Origin of the sequence: Kitasatospora sp. NPDC004799 (assembly GCF_040609095.1) — a bacterium.
Classification (GTDB): Bacteria; Actinomycetota; Actinomycetes; order Streptomycetales; family Streptomycetaceae; genus Kitasatospora.
The window spans coordinates 1-3,161 of sequence record NZ_JBEXJK010000625.1; the positions used below are offsets into that span (position 1 = coordinate 1).

Here is a 3,161-nt window from a genome sequence, read left to right on the forward strand (position 1 = left end):
TCCTGGATACCGACCGTCAGCACCGGGTGGGCACTGATCTCGATGAACTGGGTGTGGCCGGAAGCGAGAAGGGACTCGACAGTGTTCGCGAACTCCACAGTCCGGCGCAGATTTTGGTACCAGTACGCACCGTTCAGCGACGGGCCGTCCACCACCTCGCCGGTGACGGTCGAGTGGAACGGGATCTCCGGCACGCGCGGGGCCACCGGCGCCAGCAGCTCCGCGAGACGCGCCTCGATGCGCTCGACGTGCGCCGAGTGCGAGGCGTAGTCCACCGCGATCCGACGCGCCCGGATCTCCTTGGTCGCGCAGTACTCCATCAACGCGTCCAGAGCGGAGGCATCACCCGAAACCACCACCGAACGCGGGCCGTTGACGGCCGCGACCGAGATCCCGTCCCAACGTCCCAGCAGCTCCCGCACCTCGGAAGCGGACAGCGGAACGGACACCATCCCGCCCAGCCCGGACAGTTCGACGATCGCCCGGCTGCGCAGCGCCACCACGAGCGCCGCGTCCTCCAGCGACAACGCACCCGACACCGCCGCAGCCGCGATCTCCCCCTGCGAGTGCCCCACCACGGCCGACGGCTCGACACCGTACGAACGCCACAGGGCCGCGAGCGACACCATCACGGCGAACAGCACCGGCTGGACCACGTCCACCCGCTCCATCCACCCGCCGTCCCCGCCCCCGACGACGTCCAGCAGATCCCACTCCACGTGCGGCGCAAGGGCGTTCGCGCACTCCTCCATCCGCGCCCGGAACACCGGCTCCTCCGCCAGCAACTCCCGCGCCATGCCCAGCCACTGCGACCCCTGCCCCGGGAACACGAACACCGGGGCGACCGTCGTCGGCGCCACGCCCTGGACGACCTGCGGCACCGTCTCGCCGTCCGCGACCGCACCCAGGCCGGCCAGCAGCGCCTCGCGCCCCTCGCCGACCACCACGGCCCGGTGCTCGAAGGACGCCCGCGAGGACACCAGCGAGTAGCCGACGTCCACCGGCCGCTCCCCGCCGACCGCCGCCAGCAGCCGCCGCGCCTGCTCCCGCAGCGCCGCCCCGCTCCGCCCGGACAGCACCCACGGCACCACGCCGTCCACCGGCTCGGGCGCCACGTCCTCGGAAGCCTCCGGCGCCTGCTCCAGCACCACGTGCGCGTTCGTCCCGCTGATCCCGAAGGAGGAGACGGCCGCCCGACGCGGACGCCCGGTCTCCGGCCAGTCCCGCGCCTCGGTCAGCAGTTCCACCGCGCCCGCCGACCAGTCCACGTGCGGCGAGGGCTCGTCCACGTACAGGGTCTGCGGCAGCACACCCTCCCGCATCGCCATCACCATCTTGATCACGCCCGCCACCCCCGCGGCGGCCTGCGTGTGCCCGAGGTTGGACTTCACCGAGCCCAGCCACAGCGGCTCGCCGTCCTCGCCGCGCTCCTGCCCGTACGTCGCCAGCAGCGCCTGCGCCTCGATCGGGTCGCCCAGCACCGTGCCCGTCCCGTGCGCCTCGACCGCGTCCACCTGGTCGGCGGTCAGCCGTGCGGAGGCCAGCGCCGCGCGGATCACCCGCTGCTGGGACGGGCCGTTCGGCGCCGTCAGGCCGTTGCTCGCACCGTCCTGGTTGATCGCGCTGCCGCGCACGACCGCCAGCACCGGGTGCCCGTGGCGCCGCGCGTCCGACAGCCGCTCCAGCAGCAGCACGCCGACGCCCTCGCCCCAGCCGGTGCCGTCGGCTGCGGCCGCGAAGGGCTTGCAGCGGCCGTTCTCGGCCAGCGCCCGCTGGCGGCTGAACTCGACGAAGGGCAGCGGCGCCGTCATCACGGTGACGCCGCCGGCCAGGGCCATCGTGCACTCCCCCGCGCGCAGCGCGCGCACCGCGAGGTGCAGGGCGACGAGCGAGGCGGAGCAGGCGGTGTCGACGGAGACGGCCGGGCCCTCCAGGCCGAGGGTGTAGGAGATCCGGCCGGAGACGACGCTGGCGGCGTTGCCCGTGGCGAGGTAGCCCTCGACGTCCTCGGGCAGCTTGCGCACGCCCTTCGCGTAGTCCTGGCCGTTGGTGCCGACGTAGACGCCGACCCGGGTGCCGCGCACCGAGGTCGGGTCGATGCCGGCCCGTTCGAGGACCTCCCAGGAGGTCTCCAGCAGCAGCCGCTGCTGCGGGTCCATGGCGAGGGCCTCACGCGGCGAGATCCCGAAGAAGCCCGCGTCGAACGCGCCCGCGGCGTCCAGGAAGGCGCCCTCGCGGACGTGGCTGGTGCCGGGGTGGTCGGGGTCCGGGTGGTAGAGGGCGTCCAGGTCCCAGCCGCGGTCCGCCGGGAAGCCGGCGACGGCGTCCCGACCGTCGGCGACCAGCCGCCACAGCTGCTCGGGCGTGTCGATGCCGCCCGCGTAGCGGCAGCCCATGGACACGATCGCGATGGGCTCGGTCTCCCGCTCGTCGGCTTCGCGCAGGCGCTCGTGCGCCTCGTGCAGGTCGACGGTGACCCGCTTGAGGTACTCGCGGAGCTTGTCTTCATTCGCCATCGGGAAGTCCACCTGCCGGAGTCGTCGGGAGTGCGCGCGCGGTACTGGTCATGAGGTCCCGAACTTCCGGTCGATGAAGTCGAAGATCTCGTCGTCGGAGGCGGCGTCGAGCTGGTCGGCGACCGTCTCCGGTTCGTCGGCCCCGTGGGCGCCGGTCCAGGTGGACAGCAGCGTCCTGAGCCGGTTGCCGACGGCCGTGCGGACCGCCTCGTCCGGTACGGCGGCGAGCAGTCCGATCTCCGTGGCCGAGGCCAACGCGGCTTCCAGCCGGTCGAGTTCGGCGAGGAGGGCCGGGGTCTGCGGGGCCGTGTCGGGCACCAGCCGGCTGCGCAGGTACTCCGCCAGGGCGGCGGGAGTGGGGTGGTCGAAGACCAGGGAGGCGGGCAGCCGCAGCCCGGTGGCGGCGTCCAGGCGGTTGCGCAGTTCCACCGCGGCGAGCGAAGTGAAGCCCAGCTCCTTGAAGGCCCGCTCGGGGTGGACGGCGCCGGTGCCGCGGTGGCCCAGGACCTCGGCCACCGACTCGCGGGCGAGGGCGAGCAGCAGCCGCTCCTGCTCGGCGGGCGGTGCCGCGGCGAGCCGGTCGGCCAGGGCGGCGGCCGCGGACTCCGGTCCGGCGGCCTCGGAACGCGCCCCCACGGCGGCGCG

General features: G+C 74.1%; 2 protein-coding genes. Both read right to left on the reverse strand.

Annotated features, from left to right (window positions below):
• A partial coding sequence (locus ABZW03_RS39065) for a type I polyketide synthase (protein WP_355269360.1) occupies positions 1-2,516 on the reverse strand: 2,516 nt, incomplete at its 3' end.
• A 48-nt stretch (positions 2,517-2,564) separates the two neighbouring features.
• Positions 2,565-3,161, reverse strand: a 597-nt coding sequence (locus tag ABZW03_RS39070) for a phosphopantetheine-binding protein (protein ID WP_355269362.1), incomplete at its 5' end; no start/stop codon positions are given.